The sequence below is a fragment of the Sulfurospirillum diekertiae genome (assembly GCF_002162315.1).
Lineage (GTDB): Bacteria > Campylobacterota > Campylobacteria > Campylobacterales > Sulfurospirillaceae > Sulfurospirillum.
Window position 1 is genome coordinate 2,332,109 of the sequence record NZ_CP021416.1, and the last position, 24,402, is coordinate 2,356,510.

Sequence of the window (24,402 nt, forward strand, 5' to 3'; positions counted from 1 at the left end):
CCTTTTTAATATGCAAATAATGCATAACATGCTTTACATGTAAAGGGCGTCACCTACCGTTCGCGTAGGTCTCCCATCCTGCTTTTCGTAGCACACATGCAGGACATTCGCCACAACCATAGCCCCATGCATGCTTTTTATCGTGGACACCATTATAGCATGTATGTGACTCATCGATGACGAGTTCTAAGACACCCTCTTGGTGTGAAAGTTCAAAGGTTTCAGCTTTTGTGAGGTGCATGAGTGGGTAATGAAAAGTGATGTTGGCTTCGCTTCCAAGATTAAGGGCAAGTTCAAGCGCCTTTACAAAAGGCTCTCTACAATCAGGATACCCTGAATAATCGGTCTGATTGACTCCAATGATGATATGCTCAATACCTTGTTTTTGCGCAAATGCGTGCGCAAGTGTAAAAAAGATCGCGTTGCGATTGGGAACAAACGAAGCAGGAAGATTGGTATGCGTTCTGTGATGTGCGCCAATATCTTGCGTACCATCAATCAAAGCCGAATCATTCAGTTGTAAAAAGGCATCTAAACTGAGTAGTGTATTTTTTACATGTAACGCTTTGGCGATCTTCTCAGCTTGCGCAATTTCCACGCGATGCTTTTGGCCATAATCAAACGTAATGCTTTCAACACTATCAAAACGATTCTTTGCCCAACCCAGACAAGTCGTACTGTCTTGTCCACCACTAAAGACCACTAATGCTTTGGAAGCAATTTTTCCCATTATTCCACTCCTAAAAACTTGTGCAACTGCACACTCAAGATAAATTGTGGATGTTCTTTGACAAACTCCACACAAAAAGCAACATTTTCTTTGTTGGGTCGATCCATCTCATTTTGAGGCTGAATGAAGATGGGTTTGTAGCTTGAAAATTCAAGTATTTTTTCAACTGCAGACTCTTTGCTCACCACAAATTTAATCTCATCGTAGCCATATTTTTCAATTTTATCCCAATCTTTTGGGCTATAGGTCACCCAGTTAGCACTCGCAATGTTGGAAAAATTATAGCCATTCGTTTCGACAGAAACAGCATACATATACGCTTGCAAATAATCAATAAAACCATTAAGATTATAAATACTCGGCTCGCCACCTGTAATGATGACATTCATGGCAGGATAAGGCTTAATACGTGTTAACACCTCATCAAAACTAAGACTTTCATATTCTCCTTTGTGCAAGAACTCATCACAAAAGGAACAGGTGAGATTGCACCCATACAGTCGAATAAAAATAGAAGGAACACCAACATGCGCACCTTCTCCTTGAATAGAATAAAATATATCGACAACTTTTAACATACCACCCTTTTCCTTAATAATGTTTCAAAACATTATTATCTATTGTGTAACATTATAATATGAAATGGATTAGAAGATTATTTGAAAAGTGCCTCTTGTTTTAAGATTAACAAGAGGCGTGTAGGTTTACATGTAAGCTTTTTAGTGATGTGATTTGATAATTAGAATGGTCATTCGGATGTTGATCATAATAAATTTTATCACTTGCCAAATCACACAGGTTCTTCTAAAAAGTGTAAACTTTGAAGGAATCGGTGTAAAAGCATTTTGTGAATACGGTGTTAATTTCATACTATTCTCCTTTGTTTTCATTTTTTGTCACGCCTTTAGAGCAAAGCTCTAAAGACTACGTTAACACTGAGTTTTGCTTGGCGCAATGCCCGTGCATCTTCGATGCTTTTAAGTTCTTATGGAACTTTGTCTCGCACTCAAAGCAAAGCTTCTCATGCTACGCTAACGCACTTTATTCTGGGATAATGGACCAAAAAGGTTTCATTTTGGCTTTCCAGATAAATGCATGGTGTAAAAGATGCTTAACCCAATGGGCAGCAAGACCAATTTCACCAAAAGTACCGCCAAAATCTCTACCATAATCAGGATATTTTTTATAATTCGGAATAATCGGATACATGGTCATCGCAACAGCGGTTCCTGAGAACAACCCTTTACCAGCACTCGCAACACACGCTGCACCCATTTCCGCCATACACGCGGTATGGGTTGGTGCACTCGCACCCCCTATCATATCAACGATGCTTGCAGCAACCGCTTTTCCCATCATCGCACTAGGCATTCCTGTTCGTGGAGGTGTTGGATTGATCGGTGTGCCATTAGGAGATTTCATCGGTTTAGAGATGATATGCGGTGGTGCAAAGGCAATACCTGCCGCAAAAATATTTTTATATTTAGGATTTTGACATGTTTTTGGCCAATCAGACGCATCCCATGTTTCATACGGAGCTGTTGCTTTTGAGTAATCCCCATCAACAAACATAAAACCACCCGCATTGAACATAGAAGAGGTAATGTCTTCTCCATTTTTATCGTATGCTTTCATACCAGCCCCTGCAAATGGAGGAATGAGCATAGAAAAGTCATACGTCTCTTCTTTCATTTCGCCTGCAAGATTTTCGTAATGGACTTTGTCTTTTTCAACTTTATTGACATGCGCTCTCGTGATCCATTTGACATCACGCTCGGCGTATAAGGATTCTGCGAAGACTTTGCCACTCGTGATGTAACCACCCATTTTAAGGTGCATACCGCCTACACCAAAGTCACCGAGTTCATATTCATTAGAGATATAAGTGATGGTCGCTTTGTCACGAACACCCTCAGCACGCAAGCGATGATCGACGTTAAACGTGTACTCAAACGCTGCACCTTGACAGGTACACATTCCATGACCTGTACCAATCAGAATCTTTTTCTCTTCACCTTTTTTTAATGCTTCGATAATCTTTTCAAGCTCATCTGCGGCATGTTTTGCATGTGATGCGGTACAAACGGAAACAGTGAAGCCATTGTCCGGCCCTAAACCCTCTGTTGCTGTAAAATTGAGTCTTGGACCTGTGGCATTGATGAGATAATCATACGTGATTTCCTCTTTTTCGCCCTCTTTATTTGCACCAGTGTGTTCTATAGTAACAAAATTTTTACTATTATCCACTGTGCCCTCAGGGTGAATAGTAAGTGCTTTTGCTTGAATATAGGTAATGCCCGCTTTTGCATAAATGGGTGCTAAATCAAAAAGAACTTCCTCTTGTTCCATTTGACCAACACCTACCCAAATGTTCGATGGAATCCAATTCCACTTGCTATTAGGGGTTACAACCACAACTTCATGAGTTCGATTGAGCCATTTTCGCGCAAACTGTGCGGCGGTATGCCCTGCAACACCACCACCCAAAATAACAACTTTAGCCATCAATTATCCTTATAAAAAATGTAAAACTTTTTGATTGTATAACAAGAAAAGATAAAATAAAATTGTACTATTACAAATCCGAAGTTATTTAAGGTTTAAAAAAGGTTTACTTTTTTTGACAGCTATATTTTGGTATCATTCCTAAGATATTTTTCGATGTAAAAGGGTATAACCAATGTTATGGCAAATCAGTAAAGAATTCGATTTTTGTTATGGGCACCGCGTTTGGTCACAAGAGCTGGATGCTGAATTTTCCCTCAGTGGGTGCTTAGCGTGCCGTCACTTGCATGGACATCAAGGCAAAATTATCGTTTTTTTACAAAGTAATGAACTCAAAAATGGTATGGTGACAGACTTTCATCATCTGAACTGGTTTAAACTCTTTTTAGACAATACCTTAGATCATAAATTCATCATTGACATTCACGACCCACTCTTTGCGACCTTATTGCCTCATTTTGCTGACAAACAGAATTTACTTTCCCATGAAAGTGGTTATAAAACACCCGATCTCTCTTTTATAGCGCATGAGCCAAATTATCTTGTAGAAATGTATGAGGGGTATATTATCGTTGATTTTGTGCCAACCAGTGAGAACATCTCAACGTGGCTGCTTCAAATCATTGCGAAAAAGATGAGTCGCTTGGGAGTGGAAGTCTCGCATGTAGAATTTTTAGAAACCCCAAAAAGCCGAAGTATCGTTTACAACCATTAGCGTTCTACCCGAACGCTGAACGTAGCCTCTAGAGCAAAGCTCTAAAGACTACGTTAACACTGGGTTTTCTTTGAAGTCAAGCCCGCGCACTTTCAGTGCTTTTAAGCCTTTGGATAGACCTTTTCGAGTTTTTTATAGAGCGCATCCACAGTGGGAGCAGACTCGCCATGAAGCAATGAAAGCATCACTTCGTTATCTTCTTTACCATTCCACACTTTGATGTAATGTCCCTCTTTGTAGCCATGATCTTGGCGGAATTGGTTAAGCACGTTTTTAGCCACATAGAATTTGTACAGCACTTTAAGGTTGATGCCACATTTTCTTGAAAGTGTAAAATACTCTTTCAACAGTCCATCAAAAAGATCCATTTCAAAACCTGTCGTATCGTGAATGATGCTCTCGATGTCATTGACCAGTTCCATTGGTACAGCCATACCGATAGAGAGTGGTTCTTTGGTAAATGCTTCAAATCCCTGAACATCCAACACATCTAAAACAAGTTGTTCAATATCGCCTCTGTTGTTCGTTTTATAATCTTCCAATAACAGGCTCATAATAAAATGCCAAATATCAACGATTTCAACGGTGACATTGTCCCAATCGGTCGGTTTATTAATGTTTTTCCAATGTTTCCAACTAAAACTATCAATGAGTTCCGCACACTCCATATAAATACATCGCTTCCAGTTAATCATGCGGTTATGTTTGGTATAGCCATTTTCCCAGCCAATACCATTGGTTTCGTCGTTCAGTTTTTGCTGTAACGCAAACATTTGCGTTAAATAATCTTTACTTGTCATTCTATTCCTTCGATCTTAAAAGGGTTTCATTATACTTTTTTGCGCCATAAAAGTCAAAATGGATTCACTGCCTTTGCGATATCCAAGCTCAAAACAAGCATCTATTTGTCTAAAAGTAAACAATCCAAAATCATTGAGTGTGGGATCGCTAATGCACAGATCACTCTGCTCTATCTGCTGTTTCGATGAAGCCAAAATGGAGAGATAAATAGCGCGCTCAAAACTGGAAAAAAAGTTACTTTTTTGCTTTACATGTAAAGGAAACAAATTAACACTCACCACAGGATAAGGAAGCTCTAAAAGTGGTGCTACAGGCAGGTTATCCATAAAACCACCATCAATAAGCGTGTAATTATCATAAGTGATGGGGCGAAAGATAGGAATGAGCGCGGAGCTTGCGATGGCAAGGTTAATTGTATTGCCATGGCTAAAGCGGACGATTTCGCCATGAGGGAGATCAACACATGTCATAAAAGTAGGAATGCTCATCTGCTCTAAACGCTCAATAGGGGCGATCTCTTTCAGAATAGCTGCTTTTTCATTGATGCGAAGAAGTCCCTTGCGAAAATAGTTAAAATGAAATACTTTACGAAAGGCTCGACTTTTAACGATGCGTAACAGATCAAAAGCACTGACACCAGAGCCCACACCAGCAGCAATCACCGCACCAATACTGGCGCCTGAGACAGCGGCTATTTCCACATTGTTTCGCTCCATTGCTGCAATGACACCCAGATGAAATGCCCCCCTTGCCGCACCGCCAGAGAGAGCTAAGGATATTTTCAATGTCCCAGCCATCGTATAATCCTAAATTCACCCTCTAAGGTTTCGACTATTGCCGTGCAGGACTCGACCCAATCGCCGCAATTTAGGTACTTAATACCTTCAATATCGCGAATCTCCGCCTTATGAATATGCCCGCAAATCACGCCATCGTAGTTATTGCGCTTGGCATGCTCACTGAGAATATGTTCAAAATCGGTGATAAAGGAGATGGAACTTTTAACATTGTCTTTGACGTATTTGGAGAGTGACCAGTGGCTGTGATAACGCATTTTCTTGCGAAACCAGCCAATGAGTTGGTTAATATTGAGCAAAAGGTCGTACCCTAAATCACCCAAGATAGCGAGCCACCGTTTAGTCATCGTGACCGAGTCAAAAAAATCACCGTGCGTAATGAAAAATCGCTCATTGTTGAGGCTTGTATAATCCACTTCATCGACAACCGCAATACGATCGCCCAACCCTAAAGGTAAAAAGGAGCGCAAAAAGTCATCGTGATTGCCAGTGATGTAAAAAACATTCGTCCCTTTTCGGGCTTTTCGTAAAATCTTTTGAATCACATCGGAGTGCGACTGTGCCCATTTTATCTTGCGTTTAATCGCCCAACCATCAATGACATCGCCCACTAAATAGAGGTTTTCACTGTTCGTAAATTTTAAAAAGTCCAAAAGCTCCTCCGCTTGGGAAAAACGCGTTCCCAAGTGCAGGTCGGAGATAAAGATCGAGCGAAAGGCTATCGGGTCTTCATCCCCTGAAAATTCGTATTTGGTCATTTGTGTTTGTCGCCATCCCCAAAAATATCATCGGCAAAGTGTGAGAACTTACCACGTACCGATTTATCCAGCTCAATCGCAAAGAGCGAGATGTGTGTCTGCTCTTTTTTGGTCTGTTTGAGAAGTGAGGTCAAACCGTTGTTAAAGCGGTTTAAGTACATGTTATCAATTTGACGGTTCGAACCAATGACGATCGCTTTACAGTTGTTATCCAGACGTGACAAGATAAGCTGTGTGGTATTGTTTGAGCTGTTTGCCACTCATCCAAGATCACAATAGCGTTGCTCAGTGTACGACCACGCGCTTCACCCGGCCAGAGTTTTTCGATGTTGTACTTGGTAATCATCTCTTGTACTTTTTTCTCAATCGCTACTTGAGGCTCTTGTGAGTTGTCACGCTTTTTCATTTTCTTTTTGGCAATAAACTCTAACGTATCATAGAGTGCCATATTGTAAATGCGAAACTTCTCATCATTGCCAGAGAGATAACCAACATCTGCACCCTTGTCAACACTTTCAATGGAGTTGCGCACATAAACGATTTTTTCGTAGCTTCCTTTGGTAACTAAGCGCATCGCTGCCACAAACGCCATCAAGGTTTTACCGCTACCCGCACGTGCATCGATGACATGAATGTCATACATATTCGACAAAAGGGCTTTCATAAAGAATTTCTGTTTGAGATTGATCGGTTTAATCTCTAAACCTCTAAAGTCCAACTCTTCATTAAGCATATGAATAATGCCACCTGGAGAGATAATCGCATGTTCCGAATTACCATCAGGGCTTACAAACTCATAACAGTAATTTCCATTATGATACTCTGGGTCGTATTCCATGATGAGTTTTTTATCTAACGTATTAAAAAGTGCGGAGTCGATGGGAAGCTGTTTGACAAACTCAAACTCTGGCACATCACTTCGATCTTCTCGCAAGGACTCTACGGTCACATTGTAAAAAAGTCCAAACATACGCGCATAAACGTCTAATGAGAGAAAAATAACTTTATAATCAGGATAATACTCTTGCGCACCCGCAGCGACTTCAAGGATACGTTTGTCATTGGATTCGTTGATAAATTGCGAGTCAATATCCGAGGTATAGATCGTTTTGGAGAAAAGATGAATGGCAATATCCTCTTCATACTGCATCTTAACGACGCGGTAAGGCTCTCCACTGTCCACTTCCACCACTTTACACGAAGCGAGCATTCTGGCAAAACTTCGGGCTTGGTAGCCTAGTTCCGTGAAGTTCTTTTTAAAATCTTCCAGCTCTATAAGCACCGTTTCTGGGATCACAATGATGTTGTTGCCGCCATCACACAACTCTTTAATAAAATTGGTATTGTGCAAGATAATGTTGGTATCGAGCACATAAACTTTGTTGACTGACATCTGACTCCCTTTCATGCGATAATTCTATGAAAACATTATATCAACTTGGTAACAAAAGGGGTGTTGTTTTATTGAGCAAAAATTTTTACATGTAAAACAATTTATGTATAATTATTTTATGGAAACACTTGAAGCATTTTACAAACGAATTACCCATCCACTGCCCCAAGACTTACATAATGGCATCGGGCACTTCAATGTCTTCACGAGGCAAGAGTGCGCTGAAATTCCTTACAGTCGCAAGGATTACTTTAAAATCACCTTTTTAAAGGGCAAACATAAGGTGCATTACGCCGATAAAACCCTGCAAAGTAACCAGTACGCCCTTATGTTTTCAGACCCGTTAGTGCCGTACAGTTGGGAGTCACTCGATGGCAAAAAATGCGGTTATTTTTGCATTTTCACCGAAGCTTTTTTTTACAACCACGGAGCACTCCGAAGCTACCCCATCTACAAACCTGAGCACCCCAAACTGTTTTTGCTCAATGAAGCAACCGCCAAAGAGGTGGAAGCTCTTTTTGAAAAGATGCTAGGAGAAATTGACTCTACGTACGCTTACAGGGATGATTTGTTGCGTAACTGGACGATGGAGCTCATTCATATCGCCCTTAAAATGGAGCCTGCAAGCATAATTCCTGATGTGCAAAGCGATAAAAAACGTAAAATTGACTCCTTGTTTAATGAACTCCTTGAAAGGCAATTCCCGATCACATCGCCCTATGAGCGACTTGAGCTTAAAAACCCCAGTGATTTTGCCAGACTTCTTAATATTCACCCCAATCACCTCAACCGAACCCTCAAAGAGGTGAGCGAAAAAACAACCACCGAGCGCATCGCACAGCGTGTTTTGGAAGAAGCTAAGATTTTACTCAAACACTCTTCGTGGAGTGTGGGTGACATCGCTTATGCCTTAGGCTACGAAGAGTCCGCTCACTTCATCAACTTTTTCAAAAAAAAGCTCAATCAAACACCGCAAAATTACCGCATTGGGCAAACCAGACTTTTTTCATAGCCTTTAAAAAGATAAAGAGATTGCTTAGAGTGCGTTAATTTTTGAAACTCAAAATTGAGTCATAGCCAAAGCTATGGCGATGTTTTTAGTTTTGAAAAGTGATGTGCTATAAGCGATACTCTTTTTTTAATGGGCTATGAAAAAAGTCTATTGTTTGATTTGCGCAATGATTCGCTTGAATGAGGCATGAAAGAAATCTCCCTTATCGTGTATGATTTCACTACATTTCATCCATAAGGAAAAAAAATGATCTCACAAAAACAAATCTACGTGATGTCAGCCGTTGCGGGCATCAATGTAGCGAATATTTACTACAATCAACCCATTTTAAATATCATCGCGCAAGATTTACATGTAAGCGCTTTAGCCGTTGGCAATCTACCCACCTTTGCGCAAATTGGCTACGGTTTAGGGCTCTTTTTTGTAAGCCCACTAGGTGATAAGATGGATCGAAAGAAGCTTCTTTTGCTTTCGCATTTTTTATTGGGACTTTCTCTGCTTGGTCTTGCCTTTGTGGAGAATATCTATGTGCTCTATGCACTGAGCCTTTTAGCAGGACTTTTCGCCGTCTCCGCGCAAATCGTCATTCCAATGGCGGCAGCGATGAGCGGAAAAGACAAAGGCAAAGTCGTCGGCTCCATCTTTAGCGGTTTGCTCACAGGTATCTTATTGGCTCGAACACTCAGTGGGTACATCACCGATTGGTTTGGCAACTGGCATGTTATTTTTGCCCTTTCAGCCCTGCTTGTGTTTGGTTGTATGGTGATGGTGGCTAAAACGCTTCCATGCATTGAGCCAAACTTCTCTAAAAGTTATGCCTCTTTGCTCTACTCTTCGATCTATCAACTCAAACGCTTTGCGCTTTTACGAAGTAATGCGCTGTTGATTACTGTTTTATTTGGTGTTTTTTGCTCTTTTTGGACAACGCTGACATTTAAGCTCTCCCTTGCGCCCTTTAATTTTGACAGCGACATCATCGGTCTTTTTGGTGTGCTTGCCGTTGCCGGAGCCTTGCTTGCACCTTACATTGGAAAAGTTGCCGATAAAATCAACCCGACGTTCACCAAAATGCTCTCCGTAGGAATGATTGTGGTCAGTATTCTCTTGATGAAGTGGTTTGATACAAGCCTAGCCGCATTTATCGTAGCAACGTTACTCCTTGACATCGGCTTTCAAGCGGTGCAAATCAATAACTTAGCGCAAATCTACACGCTTGATGAGAGTGCGCACAGCAGAATTAATACTGCCTACATGAGCTCCATGTTTGTCGGTGGTGCGCTTGGAACATTTATTGGGGTGTATTGTTGGGAGCATGGTGGTTGGGAGCTTGTCACCGTGCAACTCCTAAGCTTAAGTGTTGTCTCTTTAGCCATTATTATCTACGCTGCGTTGTCTACAAAACAGAGCAACGCGGCCTAACCTCTTTTACAGGTAAAACCCTAAATCCTCACGTCTCATACCAAAGATTCATGGCTAAGCTGATCTTTGGTATGATTCTACTTTGTAACACTCATTACACTTTATGATTTTAGGAATACCTTTATGCCTTATACCTATGAAAAAAGGTGGGCAGGTCTTGGCGCACTCTGCCTTGCCATGTCCATCATTACACTAGACAATACCGTCCTTGATGTCGCCCTCCCCTCCATTTCAACTGATTTAAAAGCGAGTATGAGTGAACTTCAATGGATTGTCGATATTTACATTCTTTTTTTTGCTTCTATTTTAATTACGATCGGAGCACTCGGCGATCAATTTGGACGAAAGCGGTTTCTTAAAATTGGTATTGTACTTTTTGTGCTCGCCTCTTTGGGTGCAGGACTTTCAACCTCAACGTTAGAACTGATCTTTTTTCGCAGTCTCAGTGGTGTTGGCGCAGCATTCATTATGCCCTCCACACTCTCCATTATCACGCATATGTTTACAGACTCCGATGAGCGTATGAAAGCCATTGGACTTTGGTCGATGATCTTTGGGCTCAGTCAAGGCTTAGGACCACTTATCGGCGGTTTCATCCTTGAGTACACCTCCTGGCATTGGGTCTTTTTTATCAACCTTCCTATTGGCTTGGTCGCCTTCCTTTATGCTTCGTGGATTTTGCCCGAATCGCATAACAAAAGCGCTAAAGCAGACATACTGGGTATGGTACTGTGCGTGCTGTTTTTATTTGCACTGACGTATGGCATTATTGAAGCAGGGGTGAGCAGTTGGAGCGATAGCAGCGTTCGCATCAGCCTTATCATTGGGCTCATCTTTTGCGCTTTTTTTATCCTTTGGGAGAGGCGTTGTTCTCATGCGATGATTCCCTTTGAGCTGTTTGAAAAGCGTACCTTCACGATTCCCTCTTTTGCGATCGCGCTCATTGTCTTTGGAATGGTGGGTTCTATGTTTTTCTTCTCTCAACTCTTTCAAACGGTTGAAGGCTACAGCGCTTTGGAAGCGGGTTTACTGCTCATGCCGATGACATTGGGCGTTGCGGTGGGCTCAAAGTATGCACCGGATGTTGTCAAAATGTATGGCGCACCGCTCAGCATTGGTGGTGGTATGATCATTTCGGCACTTGGGATGGCGATTTTTGTCTTTACGATTGATGTGCATATGCCTCTGTGGGCGATTTTAGGTGGATTTTTAATTCAAGGTTTGGGGATGGGATTTTCCATGCCACCTTCAACCGATTCGATTATGGGCTCCATTCCCAAAGAAAAAGCGGGGGTGGGAAGTGCGCTCAATGACACGACCATTGAGCTTTCAGCGGCCATGAGCATTGCGATTTTGGGAAGTTACGTTAACCGCATTTATCTTTTACATGTAAAAGAGATTGATGTAGATTTCACGCTTTTAAAAGCGCTTAAAACTTCGATCCAAGCTGCCCATACAGCCATCGCTTCGCTCAATGATAATGCGCTTGAAGGCAATCTTCTTCATCTTGTGGATCAAGCCTTTATTGAGGGAGTCCACCACACCATGATATTTGGCTGCCTTATCTCTGTGATGAGTGGTCTCTTAGCCATTTGGCTCTTGCCCAAAAACACGTAAGAGCCAGCGGCGTTTACGTTACATGTAAAAAAGATTATTCGCTTTTTTGGGCTAAACCACCACCCAAGACTTGGTACAAACTAACACGATTAAGCAGCGCTTCTAATCGCACACCGATCAAATTTTGCTCACTAGCATACATCGAACGCTGGGATATCAGCGTATTTAAGAACGTATCGATTCCTTTTTGATACCGTGCATCATACGTTGCATAACGCTTTGTGGTTGCTTCAACCAGCGCGTTTTGTGCTTGGAGCTGGTCGTTGATGGTTACACGTCTGGCAAGGGCTGAATTCACCTCTTTAAACGCCGTTTGAATCGCAAGTTCATAACGTGCAACGTACAGATCGCGATTTGCTTTGGCATAATCCAACGTTGCATCACGCGATCCTGCATCAAAAAGTGGCAACTTCACATTAGGGATAAATGACCAAATGGTCGATGTTCCACCATCAAACAAGCCTCGAAGCGAATTGGAGCCGACGCCTCCTGTGCCTGTTAAAGTAATTGACGGGAAATAGGCCGCACGTGCCACACCAATGTTGGCGTTCGCAGATTTAAGATTATGCTCTGCTTCTAATATATCGGGACGACTTAAAAGAATTTGTGAAGAGAGTCCCACGGGCACATCCCCTACCCAACCTTCTGCATTGGCATCAAGTGTTTGAGGCAGAAGGGAATCGTCTAGCGAAGCTCCGACTAAAAGCTCTAAAGCAGCACGGTCTTGCCCCACTTTGGCAGCATAACTGGCACTATCCGCTCTGGCTTGATGCACCACACTCTGCGCTTCATACAACGCCACATTAGAGTCAATACCTCTTTGAATGCGTGCCTCAACAATCACAAGAGAACGTTTCGCACTCTCTTCTGTCTTGCGTGCAAGCTGTAATAAACTCTGATCCGATGCAAGGCTGAGCCAAGCGGTTGAAACCTCAGCGATCAGACTAATTCTAACCGTACGTGCCGCCTCTTCAACCCCTTGGTAACTCTCCCACTGCATATCGGTTTGTGATTTGATTTTTCCAAAAAAATCAAGCTCATAACTGTTAATTCCCACGGTGGCAGAAGAGCTCTGCGTGATGGCAGTTTTATTGGTTGGAGAGTTGAGTGTTCTCTCTCTACTACCTGTTGCACTGGCTTCAAGCGTTGGAAACTCACTGCTTTGAGCAATGCGGTACGTTGCCCGTGCCACTTCTATATTTGCAACCGCCTTACGCAAATCACGACTTTGATCCAACGCTTTTTCAATAACCGCCGATAACCTTGGCTCATGAATCAAGGTTTGCCATGGAAGCGCTTGAGCACTCTGAGAAGAAAGTGCATCACTATAACGTAACTGTTCAGGAACAGGAGCACTTGGTCGTTCATACTCAGGAGCCATAGAGACACATCCTCCTACCAACAAGGGCAATACAACAACGCTGAGTGTGCGTCTGTGAAACCTCATCATTTTATACCTCCCCAACCATGGTTGCATGGTGACTTCGTTTCGGAAAAAATCCCCGAACTAACACAAAAAAGAGTGGCACTAAAAAGATGGCCAAGAAGGTCGCACTCAGTGTCCCACCTATAATCCCCGTACCAATCGAAATACGGCTATTGGCACCGGCTCCACTTGAGAGTGCGAGAGGAAGAACTCCAGCGATAAACGCAAGCGACGTCATCAAGATGGGGCGAAGTCTTAGTTTTGCACCCTCCACAGCAGCCTCCACAAGCGTGCTTCCCCGATTGTACGCAGCCTCCGCAAACTCAACAATCAAAATGGCATTTTTAGAGGAGAGACCGATAGTCGTTAAAAGCGCAACTTGGAAATAGACATCGTTTTCCAAGCCTCGAAGGGATGCCGCAAGGACAGAACCAAAGATGCCCAAAGGAATGACAAGCAATACTGAAAACGGTACTGCCCAACTCTCATAAAGAGCGGCCAAACATAAAAAGACAACTAAAATAGAGATGGTATATAATTTAACCGTTTGCCCACTGGATAAACGCTCTTGATACGAGAGTCCACTCCACGCAAAGCTTGTGCCTGTTGGCAGAGACGCTTGTAAAGCTTCCATTTTATCCATCGCAACCCCAGAGCTAATTCCAGAAGCGGCAGAGCCTTGAATCTCATACGATGCTAACCCATTATGACGTGTCAAACTTTGCGCACCATAGCTCCAACTTGTTGTTGCAAAAGCAGAAAAAGGCGTCATCACACTACTACTGCTTTTCACATACCACTGATCTAAATCTTCTGGCTTGGAGCGAAAAGGTGCATCGCCTTGCAAATACACTTTTTTAATCCGCCCACGATCCACAAAATCATTCACATAAGCACCCGCCCACGCATAATTGAGCATACTATCAATGTCTGTTAGAGAAAGACCTAGCGCTACAGCCTTGGCTTCATCAATGTTTACATGTAATTGGGGTGTATCTTCCATGCTACCTAGACGAACAGCGCTAAAGAGAGAATCTTGGCGCACATTTTCTAACAACATATCTCTTAATGATTTTAGTTTTTCACGATCAATATTGCTGAGCGCTTGAAGCTGAAAATCAAAGCCACTGCTTTGTCCTAACCCTTCAATAGCAGGAGGATTAAGTGAAAAAATTTGAGCATCCCTTATGCGCGCGAGCTTCATGGTAGCACGATCTGAAATGGTGTCAGATCTATTTTCAATCCCTTTGCGCTCATCCCAATCTTTGAGTGCGACAAATGCCATACCTGCATTTTGACCACTTCCACTAAAACTAAACCCTGAGATGGTAAAAATCGCTTCGGTATTATTTCCCTCTTCATTTAAAAAGTAATGTTCAATTTCACGAGCAACGGCATCACTGCGTTTAAACGAAGCCCCCTCAGGCAAGCTAAACTGAACCATACTTTCGCCTTGATCCTCACTGGGTAAAAAGCCTGTCGGTAAACGCACCAACAAAAGTGCCATGATTGAAGCGATAATGGCATACATCAGCATCCATCGCAGTGGGGTAGCAATGACAGAACTCACATGACCTTTGTAACGCTCAATCAACCTATCAAAAGTTTTATTGAACCACCCAAAAAAACCATGGCTCATTATTTCTTCATGCGGTTTGAGCAATGAAGCGCAGAGTGCTGGCGTTAAGGTGAGCGCCACAATAACGGAGAGGATCATGGAAGAGACAATCGTAATGGAAAATTGACGGTAAATAACCCCCGTTGAACCTCCAAAAAAGGCCATCGGCAAGAAAACAGCCGAAAGAACCGTGGCAATACCAATTAATGCACTGGTAATCTCTTTCATCGACTTTTCTGTCGCTTCCACCGCGGAGAGCTTCTCTTCACGCATAATACGCTCAACATTTTCCACCACAACAATCGCATCATCCACCAAAAGACCGATGGAGAGCACCATGCCAAACATGGTAAGGGTATTGATGGAATAACCAAAAATAGCTAAAACCCCAAAAGTTCCTAAAAGAACAACCGGAACAGCAATGGCAGGAATGAGGGTTGCACGCCAGTTTTGCAAAAAGACAAACATAACTACAATAACCAGTAAAATCGCCTCAAAAAGTGTTTTAACCACCTCTTCGATGGAGATTCGAATAAACTTGGTACTATCCAGAGGATAGGCTATCTTATACCCTGTTGGCATCAAAGGTTCAAGTTTTGCGATGCCCTCTTTAACACGACTTGCTGTAGAAAGTGCATTTGCGCCAGGGGCTAGCATCACCGCAAGTCCAGAGGCTGGATGACCATTGAGCCGTGTTACATTGTCATAACTCTCGCTGCCGAGCTCTACGCGTGCAACATCACTTAAACGAACAATAGCTCCCGTTGCATCACTTTTAACAATGATATTGGCAAACTCTTCCGCTGTTTGCAATTGTGATTTAGCCGTTACTGTGGCATTGAGCTGTTGCTCAGAAGAGCTCGGCAAAGCACCAATACTACCCGCAGACACCTGCACATTTTGCGCCATAATAGCGTTGCTCACATCGGAAGGCATTAAACTGTAAGAAGCTAGTTTATTGGGGTCTAACCAGATGCGCATCGCATACTGACCACCAAAGACTTGTACCGTACCCACACCTTCAAGGCGTGCAATCGGGTCTTGCAGGTTACTAAGCAAATAATCAGAAATATCATCAGACATTTTCGTATCAGAAGTATCAAAAAGAGCAACAATCATCAAAAAGTCATTTTGTGCTTTGCTGACACGTACACCCTCATTTTGAACCGACTTGGGAAGACGCGTGGTAACTTGGGCTACCTTATTTTGTACTTGCATTTGTGCAGTGTCAGCATTGGTGCCTTTTTGAAAGGTTACTTCAATTTGAGCAGAACCTGAAGAACTACTGCTAGAGGAAAAGTATAAAAGACCATCCAACCCTGTAAGCTGTTGCTCAATAATCTGCACAACGCTATTCTCAACGGTTTGAGCAGAAGCACCCGTATAAGTCGTCTCAATACGAATTGTAGGTGGTGCAACATCGGGATATTGGGCAACAGGAAGGGAAAAAATGGAACCAACACCTGCTAACATAATGACAATCGAGATAACCCATGCAAAAATGGGTCTATGGATAAAAAAGTGTGCGATCATTGCGCTTTACCTAACGTTGTTGTGACATCCACAATTTTGACACTATCGCCTGTTTGAACTTTACTAGAGCCTTCAACAATCACATGATCACCCGCACTCAATCCACTATGAACCAACCACATATCACCTATAGCACGCTCTGTTTTTAACTCGCGCGTTTCAACTTTATTCTCAGCTGTTACAACTAGCGCTGTTGCATTCCCTTTAGGGTCACGTTGAACCCCTTGCTGTGGAACCAAAAGGGCACCTTCATTGATTGCTTCATCTAATAAAGCACGGACATACATCCCTGGAAGCAATACACCATCAGGATTGGGAAACGTTGCACGAAGCGTGACTGAGCCAGTACTTTCATCTACCGCAACTTCTTGAAATTGAAGCGTGCCATTGTGGGCATAACGTGAGCCATCTTCAAGGTTCAATGCCACGGTTGTGCCACCTTTTTTCAAACCCTGTTGCGTTAAAAGAGCTCTGAGTTTTAAAAGCTGCGTACTGGATTGGGTGAGATCGAGATAGATCGGATCAAGGGTACGAATCGTAGCAAGTGCTGTTGTTTGGCTCGCACTTACAAGGGCGCCCACACTCACACTCGAAGTTCCAATACGCCCACTAATCGGTGCTTTGATCTTCGTGTATTCAAGATTAATGCGCGCACTTTGCAGTGCTGCTGTTTTTTCTTCCACATTTGCCACAGCTTGTAAATAAGCTGCTTTGGCATCTTCAACTTCTTGTTTAGAGACACCCTCCATTTTGACAAGGTCAGCATAACGTTCACTTTTTAGCCGTGATGATTCAAGCGTTGCTTCCGCGTTTTTCAGGGCAGCTTTCGCTTCGTCAAATGCCGCTTGATAACTGGAAGGATCAATTTGATAGAGCACAGCATCTTTTTTCACCAAAGAACCCTCTTCAAACAGTCGTGCTTGAATAATACCGCCCACTTGAGGGCGAATTTCAGAACTCAGTGTCGCTTTGGTACGACCAGGAAGTTCACGCGTAAGGGTTACATGTTGCGCACTTAGGGTGTACGTGCCTACTTCTACTTGCGGTTTAGGTCTGTTTTGTGTCTCATCTTTGGAACATCCAAGCCAAAGAAGAGGGAGTGTTATTAAAAATGATTGAAGTATTTTCACGATCATGCAAATTCCTTATAAATGATAAGCTCCATTCTACCGTTTTTATGTTAATCAATCTTGCTCAAATCCTCTCAAAGCATGCTAAAATACCCTCAAAAAAGTTATGAGGAATATTCGTGTTGATAGAATGGAGTGAAAAATTTAGCCTGCATCATGAACTCTTAGATCAACAGCATCAAGAACTTTTCGATCTGGCGAACACCGTGCAAAGACTCGATCCCGATAGTGCCGATAAGGCAGAACTTTCAAAGCTTTTTAAAGAATTTTTTGACTATATGGCAAAACATTTTAAAGAAGAAGAAGCATATATGCAAAGCCTTGATTATCCTCTTTTGGGACAACATAAGAAATTCCATGAGAGTATTATTTTTGGGATGACAAAAATTCTCAAAGAAAAAAAAGGAATCGTAGAACTTCAAAAAAGTATGAAAATGATTGCTCAAAAATGGCTTGTAGAACATATTTTGGAAAATGATCTTAAAATTGAGAAGTGGCGCAAAAGCATCACCGTCGACGAAGATGATTTTCAAGCGCCTCTTTCATAAGCTTTACATGTAAAGCTTATGAATGTGGTTTAACAACACTTAGACCAAACAGCAACCAATCTTGCAAACCGCCTCGGTACCACAACAATTTTTCCTTAGGATAACCCAGTTTGAGCAGTTGTGTCATTGCTAAACCAGACTGTGCGCACCACGGACCATTGCAGAACAAAAGTGCTGTTTTTGCATGTGTGAAATCATACTTTTCACCCACTTTTTTAAACCCTAATAGTTTTTGAATCCGATCAAAATCTTCGGGAATAGAAGCATCATACTCGATCTCATCAAAAGGGATATTTACACTACCCGGTATGGTCATCTGTTCATACCAATCACGTTTACGCGCATCGACTAAAATATAAGCATTGGGAGAGACATTGACTTTGTTTTTAATAAAATCCAATACCTCAAGCTCACCCACCGTCATGATACCTGGGGCAAAGATCATCGGCTGAATTTTACCAACAGTGGTTACAAAACTTTTCTGACACTCCGCGGGTACATCTTTACCTGCATAGTTCCCGCTAAAAACAGCTTCTGTGTTAATTCCAACGCTGTTGCATGATGGAGAAATAGTACGCTCAATCAAAACTTCTTTCGTACTGCCATCACTCATCACATGTGTTGTTTGAACACCCGTATATTGCAACGTTGAAAGATTTTCAGCCAAAAGGGCGCCTACCCAAAAAGATAATACAAGAATAAAACGCATCAATTGCTCCTTGGAGTAAATTCGCTTATGTTAACCCATCTAAAATTTAAAAGAGAGAAAGAAAATATGTTATACTTTTTTCCAAAGGATACCTATGTTAGAGCTCGCCATTACCACTTTTTTAAAAAACAATCACCTACTAAACTTTAGGCTACATGTAAAGATAACCTCCCTTACTGCGCGACCTGTTTCTATGCGTTTATGGAACAAAATGCCACCTTTGTCATTGCCACCGATGAGAAGACAAGGCACGGACGTGAAGCGTTAGAAAATACGCATGTGGCAGGCAGTGTTGCACTTGAGACAAAATTAGTAGGAAAAATTCAAGGGGTACAATTTACGGGACGATTTAGAGCTGCAAACGAAGCAGAAAAAAAAGCTTATTTAAAACGCTTTCCTTATGCCATTGCAATGAATCCGCATTTATGGAGTATTGAGATTACGTATCTCAAATTTACGGACAATACACTGGGATTTGGCAAAAAATTGGAGTTTTTTGCTTCCAATTAAGTGCCAAATCTTTTTACATGTAACGCTTAGAGATTCAGTGGTTCGTTCGAACAAGCTGCTGTGAAGACAACGTCTGTCGAGCTGTTAAGCGCTGTCTCTGTAGAGTCTTGAACTACCCCAATCAGAAAACCAATCGCAACCACTTGCATCGCGATTTCATCACTAATACCAAAAAGTCCACATGCCAAGGGGATCAATAACAACGATCCACCCGCAACACCTGAAACACCTGCTGCTGCAATACTTGAAACCACACTTAACAGCAGTGCTGTTGGTATATCTACAGAAATGCCAAGTGTATTGACTGTTGCAAGCGTTAAGACCGTAATGGTCACAGCTGCGCCTGCCATATTGGCGGTTGCCCCTAAAGGAATGGAGATGGAGTAGGTGTCTTCATGCAAGCCAAGTCGCTTACACAATGCCATATTAACAGGAATATTGGCAGCTGAACTACGAGTAAAAAATGCTGTCACGCCACTCTCTCTTAAACATGTAAAAATCAATGGATATGGGTTTTTACGCATTTTGATGTAAACAATAATTGGATTAAGGACAAGCGCGACAAAAAGCATTGTTCCTACTAAAATAATAAGTAATTTTCCGTATCCAAGCAGTGCTGAAAAACCTGTTTCTGAAAATGTTTCTGCCACTAAACCCAAAATACCAAATGGTGCTAAACGAATAACACCTTGAACGATTTTAGTCATCGCCTCACTGGTATCTTTCATCACTTGCTTTGTTGCTTGACTACTATGATGAAGAGCTAGACCTGCAGCGATTGCCCATGTTAACACACCGATATAATTGCCCTTTGCTAGTGCATTAATAGGATTGTCTACCATACTCACCAAAAAACCTTTAACAACCATGATGATACTTTGAGGAGGTGTCAACCCTGCATCCGCGCCACTCGCAAGCACTAAGGTTACAGGGAATGCAAAACTGACGATAACAGCAGCAAGTGCTGCTAAAAAAGTACCGATGGCATAAAGTTGAACAATCGGTTTGATGTTGGTTTGAACACCAACAGGCTTGGTTGCAATCGCTGTTGCGACGAGTACCAAAACCAATACAGGTGCAACGGCTTTCAGTGCACCAACAAATAGTTTTCCTAAAATTGAAACAGCCATTGCAGCTGTTGGAGAAATAAGAGCGATCACAACGCCCACCACCATACCAATCAAAATAAGCACAATCAGATTGCCCTCTTTGTACTTTGCGACTAAACGCTCCATAAAAACCTTCCTTACTTCAAATGTGTGTACCAAAACTAATATTTTCTTTAAAAAAACACACTAATCATATAAAAAAGGTTCTTATTTACGTGTTAAAATTATGCACCTAGAGCATTAAATTTTTGAAGTATCAAGCTTTAACGCTTCATTATTCATAACACCAATCTCTGCACTTAAAATATTTGAAGCAATGTTATGCGCTTCATCCAACGAGTGCATTTTATAAGTTCCACACTGATAGACGTTGAGCTCGGGAATATCGTTCTCACTCTTTACATGTAAAATGTCATTCATCGATGCTTTCCAAGCATTGACGACTCGCATAGGCTCTGGTGTACCGATCAAACTCATGTAAAAACCGGTGCGACATCCCATCGGTGAAATATCAATAATCTCAACGCCATTTCCATTGAGGTGATTGCGCATAAAGCCTGCAAAGAGATGCTCCAGTGTATGAATACCGCGTTCTGGCAAAATGGCGTGGTTCGGTTTACAAAAACGAAGATCAAACACAGTAATCTCATCACCGTGAGGAGTTTTCATCGTTTTGGCAACTCTGACTGCAGGGGCTGGCATTTTGACATGATCTACACAAAAACTGTCCAATAGTGGCATTTAAAGTCCTTTTTTTTCTTTTTTTTTATAAAAAAGTGTACAATAATTTGCCATTCAAATTCTTTACATGTAAAGGAATACCTTGAAACGACTACTCCTGATTGTCGTCATTTTATTACTCTCCTATGCATTTTTTCAAAGCACCAATATTCTTCATATTACCGCTGGAGTGGCTATCTTTTTGTTTGGTATGCGAAACCTAGAAGAGGGATTTCGCTTCTTTGTCGGTGGACTTCTCGATCAATTTCTCAAAAAAATTACGCATAACCTTTACCGAAGTATTCTTTTTGGTACGGTGATTACCACACTCATGCAATCCAGTGGATTAGCGGCTGTCATTGCCATCTCTTTTATCAGCGCAGGTCTGATCAGCGTGGCGCAAGGTATTGGTATTATTTTGGGTGGCAATATTGGCACGACGACTGGCGCTTGGCTGATTGCAGGATTAGGATTAAAAATCAATATTGCCACGTATGCCCTCCCTATGCTGGTCTTTGGAACTTTGTTTGTTTTTCAAGAAAATAAGCGTCTTAAAGGCATTGGTTACGCTTTGGTTGGCTTGGGTTTTTCTTTTTTGGGTATCGCTTACATGAAAGAGGGATTTGACGCATTTAAAGAGACTATTGACCTTACGCAATACTCTGCCGATGGGCTGAAAGGAATTTTGCTTTTTGCATTGATCGGTATGATTGTGACGATGATCTCTCAATCTTCCCATGCCTCACTGGTACTTATTCTCACAGCCCTTTCCGCTTCCCAAATTACGTATGAAAATGCTATCGCCCTCACCATTGGTGCCAATCTAGGAACGCCCATTACTGCCATCATTGGAGCATTGGGAGCGAGCTTCGAAGGTAAAAAACTAGCAGGTGCACATTTTCTTATCAACAGCCTTACAGGCTTTTTGCTCATCGGATTTGTACCACAATTTATCCATTTCATTGACCTTACCGCACCTTTTTTGGGTATTGCTGAGAATGACTATACCCTCAAACTCGCACTGTACCATACCTACTTCAACCTGATCTGTGTTCTTTTGTTTGCCCCTATGGTACATGGGCTTGTGACCCTTTTAAACCGTGTGTTTAAGCCTAAAGAAGTGGCAGAAAAAGAGAGAGATGATGTTCTGTTTATTAACGATGTAGCGCTTGATTTCCCCGATACGGCACAAGCAATTCTGCTGAAAGAGACGAAGCATCTCTACAACAATATTTTTGACATTATTGCTCAAGGAATTAGTGTTACCAAAGAAGATATTGCCTCAGGTATGGAAGTGGATGATATATTAATAAGACGTAATAAAGCCATGCATGTCAATATGGATGAGTATTATGAACTTCGCATTAAAGAGATATATGGGAAGATTATCAACTTCGCTATTTTGGCACAAGGCAAGTTTTCAGATGAAAGTAACCGACGGCTTATTCCCATAAAAAATGCAACACTTGGCATGGTTGAAGCCTTTAAAGCCTCGAAACATATGCAAAAAAATATGCTTTTTTATCTTGAATCCGATAATGAATACATCAGGCAGGAGTATAACCATATCCGTAAAAACCTCATCAAACACCTACGCAATATGCAGCTTATTATCAACACTACCGAAGAAGATGTTGCTATTTTACTCCTCAGTAAACTTCAATTTGATGCCCAAAAATACGACATTGCTGCCAATAAATCGCTCGATAATCTCATTCGTACCAATAAAATTACCTATACTATGGCAACGTCACTGATGAACGATACGACATACGCTTATACCATTGTGTCAGAATTGACAAAAGTCGCACATACCCTTTTCATCCATGCTGATACCCAATCAAGCGAAGGACGAGAAGCGTTGATCTTAAATGAATCCGAAATCACGGATTTAACACATTCAACCGAGCAAAGGAGCACTTCATGAACGGTTTGAAATTTATCCATTCAGTCAAAGCGTTATTTGGCATATCTACCCCCAATGAAGAGGGAACAAAAAAACAGACGATTAAAGAACTTCTTCAAAAGCTCAAACTCAGACGCATTACACTGAAGCAAGAGCTCAAAGACGAGAGTGATCTCATCAAACGTGAAGCCATCCACGATAGCATTAAAATCATCAAAAAACAGATTAAAAAGGGAAAGGAAATATTGGATGAGTAAACTCTGCTTTTTCTTGGTTTTCTTTTTTTATGGTTGCGCTACAACCACCACAAACCCCCAAGAAAAAATAGGCGAAGTGTTCCAATCTCATGGCGCTACATCGTTACATTATGACTACAGCAAGATCATTGAAAATCTTATCATCTATAAAGAAAAACTCGACCTTCGCAATCCAAAAAGTTACAGTAAAGAGAGCCAAAGCTTCATCACTAACGAAATGCGCACCTCACAAAATAGTATTCGGATGAAATACAATGGTGTATATCTTAAATCCTATGATGACTATTTGCGTATAGCGTTTGATAAAAATAGTAATATCCCCGATCGAAATGATTTTCTCATTATTGGACTCTATAAAGTAATCTGGGAAACTTATAAAATTGGAGAAGGTCACCACATCACCACACTCACGTATGATCAAGAAGCTTTTAAAAAACTCTACTACTACCTTGAAGTTGTTAAATGGAAAGTTAAAACAGCCAAAGATAAAAACGATAACTTTCTCTTCTTAACATGGCAAAACAATTGGCAAGTTGAGCTCCAAAATAGGCTGCATACAGGAGAACAGCCTTCTTGGGAAATGATCCAAAATCTTGCATCTATCAAAAATCACAAAGAGAGTATTCTAGATCCTTCCAACTTTAATTTTGAATCATTACTCAGTCAAATGATCTTTCAAGTCAAAAATAGTGCCAGACTCATTGGGAAAGAGCCCGTAGACATTGGCATTGATGCGATGATCAGTGTGGTTCTGTTTTTATAAGCATTTTTACAAACGCTTTTACGCCAACAAAAACTCTTTTAACTACGGTGTATGAGGTTACGCAAGCTTGTCAATGTTGTTGGCAAAAAGATGCTTTGATTGTTTGACAAAAGCTTACATGTAAACCTTGATCTCGCTCAATCTTTTCTGGTCTTTTTTTAACTATAATACGCCAAATTTAACAAGGAGCTTTTTATGGAAATCAACAATATTCAAGTGTGCAATGTCTGCCTAAGAACCAGTGAGGAAAGTGCAGGTGCTGTTTTTATTAAAGCAATGAAAAATGGTGAAGAGATCCATGTGTGTACCAGCTGTATTCCACATATCATTCATGGAAGTGGTGAAGTTGTCAAATCAAACGCACAGGTGGCAGCAGAGATTAAAAACTAAAAAAGGCAAGAAATTACTTTCTTGCCTTTACATGTA

Annotated in this window: 23 protein-coding genes and 1 pseudogene; 10 read left to right on the forward strand and 14 right to left on the reverse strand. The window is 41.6% G+C overall.

Translation table 11 applies throughout. From position 1 onward, the window contains the following. Positions 1 to 49: 49 nt before the first annotated feature. From queC to Sdiek1_RS11875, 4 genes are all read right to left on the reverse strand, one after another. Positions 50 to 730, reverse strand: coding sequence for a 7-cyano-7-deazaguanine synthase QueC (queC, locus tag Sdiek1_RS11865; protein ID WP_087439307.1), 681 nt, complete (start codon positions 728 to 730; stop codon positions 50 to 52). Continuing rightward, positions 730 to 1,308, reverse strand: coding sequence for a 7-carboxy-7-deazaguanine synthase QueE (locus tag Sdiek1_RS11870; RefSeq protein ID WP_087439308.1), 579 nt, complete (start codon positions 1,306 to 1,308; stop codon positions 730 to 732). The genes queC and Sdiek1_RS11870 overlap by 1 nt, the downstream gene beginning before the upstream one ends. 141 nt (positions 1,309 to 1,449) lie before the next feature. Then, complete coding sequence (locus tag Sdiek1_RS14965; RefSeq protein WP_162494884.1) at positions 1,450 to 1,599, reverse strand: hypothetical protein; 150 nt, start codon at positions 1,597 to 1,599, stop codon at positions 1,450 to 1,452. A 172-nt stretch (positions 1,600 to 1,771) separates the two neighbouring features. Then, entirely contained in the window at positions 1,772 to 3,235 is a 1,464-nt protein-coding gene (locus Sdiek1_RS11875; protein WP_087439309.1) for an NAD(P)/FAD-dependent oxidoreductase, read from the reverse strand. A 175-nt stretch (positions 3,236 to 3,410) separates the two neighbouring features. On the opposite strand from Sdiek1_RS11875, the gene Sdiek1_RS11880 reads away from it, so the two are divergent. Further along, positions 3,411 to 3,950, forward strand: coding sequence for a 6-carboxytetrahydropterin synthase (locus Sdiek1_RS11880; RefSeq protein WP_087439310.1), 540 nt, complete (start codon positions 3,411 to 3,413; stop codon positions 3,948 to 3,950). 101 nt (positions 3,951 to 4,051) lie between these two features. On the opposite strand, the gene dut is transcribed toward Sdiek1_RS11880, so the two are convergent. The 4 genes and pseudogenes from dut to Sdiek1_RS11900 all read right to left on the reverse strand — a co-directional run bounded on the left by dut (position 4,052) and on the right by Sdiek1_RS11900 (position 7,714). Further along, positions 4,052 to 4,750 carry a dUTPase gene (gene dut, locus Sdiek1_RS11885; protein WP_087439311.1) on the reverse strand — a complete coding sequence of 233 codons (699 nt, stop codon included), beginning with the start codon at positions 4,748 to 4,750 and terminating at the stop codon, positions 4,052 to 4,054. 15 nt (positions 4,751 to 4,765) lie between these two features. Continuing rightward, entirely contained in the window at positions 4,766 to 5,548 is a 783-nt protein-coding gene (locus Sdiek1_RS11890; RefSeq protein ID WP_087439312.1) for a patatin-like phospholipase family protein, read from the reverse strand. Beyond that, complete coding sequence (locus Sdiek1_RS11895; RefSeq protein WP_087439313.1) at positions 5,533 to 6,306, reverse strand: UDP-2,3-diacylglucosamine diphosphatase; 774 nt, start codon at positions 6,304 to 6,306, stop codon at positions 5,533 to 5,535. The genes Sdiek1_RS11890 and Sdiek1_RS11895 overlap by 16 nt, the downstream gene beginning before the upstream one ends. Next, positions 6,303 to 7,714: pseudogene (locus Sdiek1_RS11900) on the reverse strand (PhoH family protein). Before Sdiek1_RS11900 ends, Sdiek1_RS11895 begins: the two are co-directional and overlap by 4 nt. Positions 7,715 to 7,817: 103 nt before the next feature. Between Sdiek1_RS11900 and Sdiek1_RS11905 the strand changes: the two are divergent. The 3 genes from Sdiek1_RS11905 (at position 7,818) to Sdiek1_RS11915 (ending at position 11,747) form a co-directional block, all read left to right on the forward strand. Continuing rightward, positions 7,818 to 8,711 (forward strand): helix-turn-helix domain-containing protein, encoded by an 894-nt coding sequence (locus Sdiek1_RS11905; protein ID WP_087439895.1) that lies wholly within the window; start codon positions 7,818 to 7,820, stop codon positions 8,709 to 8,711. Positions 8,712 to 8,957: 246 nt separating this feature from the next. Continuing rightward, positions 8,958 to 10,130 (forward strand): MFS transporter, encoded by a 1,173-nt coding sequence (locus Sdiek1_RS11910; RefSeq protein WP_087439314.1) that lies wholly within the window; start codon positions 8,958 to 8,960, stop codon positions 10,128 to 10,130. A 123-nt stretch (positions 10,131 to 10,253) separates the two neighbouring features. Next, positions 10,254 to 11,747 carry an MFS transporter gene (locus Sdiek1_RS11915; protein ID WP_087439315.1) on the forward strand — a complete coding sequence of 498 codons (1,494 nt, stop codon included), beginning with the start codon at positions 10,254 to 10,256 and terminating at the stop codon, positions 11,745 to 11,747. Positions 11,748 to 11,781: 34 nt separating this feature from the next. Here the strand turns inward: Sdiek1_RS11915 and Sdiek1_RS11920 are convergent, their stop codons facing one another. The 3 genes from Sdiek1_RS11920 to Sdiek1_RS11930 are packed head-to-tail and all read right to left on the reverse strand — an operon-like array spanning position 11,782 to position 17,460. Beyond that, positions 11,782 to 13,197, reverse strand: a complete 1,416-nt coding sequence (locus Sdiek1_RS11920) for an efflux transporter outer membrane subunit (RefSeq protein ID WP_238098977.1) — start codon at positions 13,195 to 13,197, stop codon at positions 11,782 to 11,784. Position 13,198: 1 nt separating this feature from the next. Further along, positions 13,199 to 16,324, reverse strand: a complete 3,126-nt coding sequence (locus Sdiek1_RS11925; RefSeq protein ID WP_087439316.1) for an efflux RND transporter permease subunit — start codon at positions 16,322 to 16,324, stop codon at positions 13,199 to 13,201. Next, positions 16,321 to 17,460, reverse strand: coding sequence for an efflux RND transporter periplasmic adaptor subunit (locus Sdiek1_RS11930; RefSeq protein WP_087439317.1), 1,140 nt, complete (start codon positions 17,458 to 17,460; stop codon positions 16,321 to 16,323). The genes Sdiek1_RS11925 and Sdiek1_RS11930 overlap by 4 nt, the downstream gene beginning before the upstream one ends. Before the next feature lie 113 nt (positions 17,461 to 17,573). Here Sdiek1_RS11930 and Sdiek1_RS11935 point away from each other — a divergent pair, with 113 nt between their 5' ends. Further along, on the forward strand, positions 17,574 to 18,002 hold the full coding sequence (locus Sdiek1_RS11935) for a bacteriohemerythrin (RefSeq protein WP_087439318.1): 429 nt from the start codon (positions 17,574 to 17,576) through the stop codon (positions 18,000 to 18,002). Between the two features lie 16 nt (positions 18,003 to 18,018). On the opposite strand, the gene Sdiek1_RS11940 is transcribed toward Sdiek1_RS11935, so the two are convergent. Further along, a complete protein-coding gene (locus tag Sdiek1_RS11940) occupies positions 18,019 to 18,711 on the reverse strand; it encodes a rhodanese-like domain-containing protein (protein ID WP_087439319.1) in 693 nt (230 codons plus the stop codon). A gap of 201 nt (positions 18,712 to 18,912) precedes the next feature. On the opposite strand from Sdiek1_RS11940, the gene Sdiek1_RS11945 reads away from it, so the two are divergent. Then, a complete protein-coding gene (locus Sdiek1_RS11945; protein WP_238098979.1) occupies positions 18,913 to 19,221 on the forward strand; it encodes a hypothetical protein in 309 nt (102 codons plus the stop codon). A 26-nt stretch (positions 19,222 to 19,247) separates the two neighbouring features. Here the strand turns inward: Sdiek1_RS11945 and sstT are convergent, their stop codons facing one another. Both sstT and luxS read right to left on the reverse strand, forming a co-directional pair. Next, on the reverse strand, positions 19,248 to 20,456 hold the full coding sequence (gene sstT / locus Sdiek1_RS11950) for a serine/threonine transporter SstT (protein WP_087439320.1): 1,209 nt from the start codon (positions 20,454 to 20,456) through the stop codon (positions 19,248 to 19,250). Positions 20,457 to 20,570: 114 nt separating this feature from the next. Beyond that, on the reverse strand, positions 20,571 to 21,071 hold the full coding sequence (gene luxS, locus Sdiek1_RS11955; protein ID WP_087439321.1) for an S-ribosylhomocysteine lyase: 501 nt from the start codon (positions 21,069 to 21,071) through the stop codon (positions 20,571 to 20,573). Positions 21,072 to 21,153: 82 nt separating this feature from the next. On the opposite strand from luxS, the gene Sdiek1_RS11960 reads away from it, so the two are divergent. From Sdiek1_RS11960 to Sdiek1_RS11975, 4 genes are all read left to right on the forward strand, one after another. Continuing rightward, positions 21,154 to 22,977: a Na/Pi cotransporter family protein gene (locus tag Sdiek1_RS11960; protein WP_087439322.1), complete on the forward strand. Its 1,824-nt coding sequence runs from the start codon at positions 21,154 to 21,156 to the stop codon at positions 22,975 to 22,977. After that, complete coding sequence (locus Sdiek1_RS11965) at positions 22,974 to 23,213, forward strand: hypothetical protein (RefSeq protein WP_087439323.1); 240 nt, start codon at positions 22,974 to 22,976, stop codon at positions 23,211 to 23,213. The genes Sdiek1_RS11960 and Sdiek1_RS11965 overlap by 4 nt, the downstream gene beginning before the upstream one ends. Then, complete coding sequence (locus Sdiek1_RS11970) at positions 23,206 to 23,976, forward strand: hypothetical protein (RefSeq protein ID WP_087439324.1); 771 nt, start codon at positions 23,206 to 23,208, stop codon at positions 23,974 to 23,976. Before Sdiek1_RS11965 ends, Sdiek1_RS11970 begins: the two co-directional genes overlap by 8 nt. Positions 23,977 to 24,171: 195 nt before the next feature. After that, a complete protein-coding gene (locus Sdiek1_RS11975; protein WP_087439325.1) occupies positions 24,172 to 24,366 on the forward strand; it encodes a hypothetical protein in 195 nt (64 codons plus the stop codon). Positions 24,367 to 24,402: the final 36 nt, after the last annotated feature.

Bases quoted from the DNA above. Each gene is read 5' to 3' on its own strand.
- queC (WP_087439307.1), bottom strand. From the start codon at position 730: ATGGGAAAAATTGCTTCCAAAGCATTAGTGGTCTTTAGTGGTGGACAA.
- Sdiek1_RS11870 (WP_087439308.1), bottom strand. From the start codon at position 1,308: ATGTTAAAAGTTGTCGATATATTTTATTCTATTCAAGGAGAAGGTGCG.
- Sdiek1_RS14965 (WP_162494884.1), bottom strand. From the start codon at position 1,599: ATGAAATTAACACCGTATTCACAAAATGCTTTTACACCGATTCCTTCA.
- Sdiek1_RS11875 (WP_087439309.1), bottom strand. From the start codon at position 3,235: ATGGCTAAAGTTGTTATTTTGGGTGGTGGTGTTGCAGGGCATACCGCC.
- Sdiek1_RS11880 (WP_087439310.1), top strand. From the start codon at position 3,411: ATGTTATGGCAAATCAGTAAAGAATTCGATTTTTGTTATGGGCACCGC.
- dut (WP_087439311.1), bottom strand. From the start codon at position 4,750: ATGACAAGTAAAGATTATTTAACGCAAATGTTTGCGTTACAGCAAAAA.
- Sdiek1_RS11890 (WP_087439312.1), bottom strand. From the start codon at position 5,548: ATGGCTGGGACATTGAAAATATCCTTAGCTCTCTCTGGCGGTGCGGCA.
- Sdiek1_RS11895 (WP_087439313.1), bottom strand. From the start codon at position 6,306: ATGACCAAATACGAATTTTCAGGGGATGAAGACCCGATAGCCTTTCGC.
- Sdiek1_RS11905 (WP_087439895.1), top strand. From the start codon at position 7,818: ATGGAAACACTTGAAGCATTTTACAAACGAATTACCCATCCACTGCCC.
- Sdiek1_RS11910 (WP_087439314.1), top strand. From the start codon at position 8,958: ATGATCTCACAAAAACAAATCTACGTGATGTCAGCCGTTGCGGGCATC.
- Sdiek1_RS11915 (WP_087439315.1), top strand. From the start codon at position 10,254: ATGCCTTATACCTATGAAAAAAGGTGGGCAGGTCTTGGCGCACTCTGC.
- Sdiek1_RS11920 (WP_238098977.1), bottom strand. From the start codon at position 13,197: ATGATGAGGTTTCACAGACGCACACTCAGCGTTGTTGTATTGCCCTTG.
- Sdiek1_RS11925 (WP_087439316.1), bottom strand. From the start codon at position 16,324: ATGATCGCACACTTTTTTATCCATAGACCCATTTTTGCATGGGTTATC.
- Sdiek1_RS11930 (WP_087439317.1), bottom strand. From the start codon at position 17,460: ATGATCGTGAAAATACTTCAATCATTTTTAATAACACTCCCTCTTCTT.
- Sdiek1_RS11940 (WP_087439319.1), bottom strand. From the start codon at position 18,711: ATGCGTTTTATTCTTGTATTATCTTTTTGGGTAGGCGCCCTTTTGGCT.
- Sdiek1_RS11945 (WP_238098979.1), top strand. From the start codon at position 18,913: ATGGAACAAAATGCCACCTTTGTCATTGCCACCGATGAGAAGACAAGG.
- sstT (WP_087439320.1), bottom strand. From the start codon at position 20,456: ATGGAGCGTTTAGTCGCAAAGTACAAAGAGGGCAATCTGATTGTGCTT.
- luxS (WP_087439321.1), bottom strand. From the start codon at position 21,071: ATGCCACTATTGGACAGTTTTTGTGTAGATCATGTCAAAATGCCAGCC.
- Sdiek1_RS11965 (WP_087439323.1), top strand. From the start codon at position 22,974: ATGAACGGTTTGAAATTTATCCATTCAGTCAAAGCGTTATTTGGCATA.
- Sdiek1_RS11970 (WP_087439324.1), top strand. From the start codon at position 23,206: ATGAGTAAACTCTGCTTTTTCTTGGTTTTCTTTTTTTATGGTTGCGCT.
- Sdiek1_RS11975 (WP_087439325.1), top strand. From the start codon at position 24,172: ATGGAAATCAACAATATTCAAGTGTGCAATGTCTGCCTAAGAACCAGT.